1 protein-coding gene is annotated in these 269 nt (G+C 65.1%); it reads left to right on the top strand.

Annotated features, from left to right (window positions below; all coding sequences use genetic code 11):
• Nucleotides 1-269 (top strand): prolyl oligopeptidase family serine peptidase (locus ABGA94_RS03190; protein ID WP_375366366.1); only part of this gene is annotated, 269 nt, incomplete at both ends.

Below are 269 nucleotides of genomic sequence, written 5' to 3'. Positions count from 1 at the left end.
CCGCAACATGGGCCACCCGGAACTGGAAGACTACAAGGACGGCCTGGACTGGCTGGTCGACACCCAGCAGGGTGACCGCGACCACGCCGGCATCTACGGCGGTTCCTATGGCGGCTTCATGACCTTCATGGCGCTGTTCCAGATGTACCAGGCGTTCGCCACGCCGGAACAGACCGCGGAATTCGCCAGGGCCTTCGCCGCCGGCATCAGTTGGGGCGACGCCAAGCAGCAGCTGTTCGAGCGTATCGACAGCGAGCTATCGCCGCTGC

Origin of the sequence: Stenotrophomonas sp. 3diitr2024 (genome assembly GCF_042136455.1) — a bacterium.
GTDB classification, from domain to species: domain Bacteria; phylum Pseudomonadota; class Gammaproteobacteria; order Xanthomonadales; family Xanthomonadaceae; genus Stenotrophomonas; species Stenotrophomonas sepilia.
Note: the sequence above shows the minus strand (reverse complement) of the source record. Positions and strands in the feature narration are given on the sequence as shown.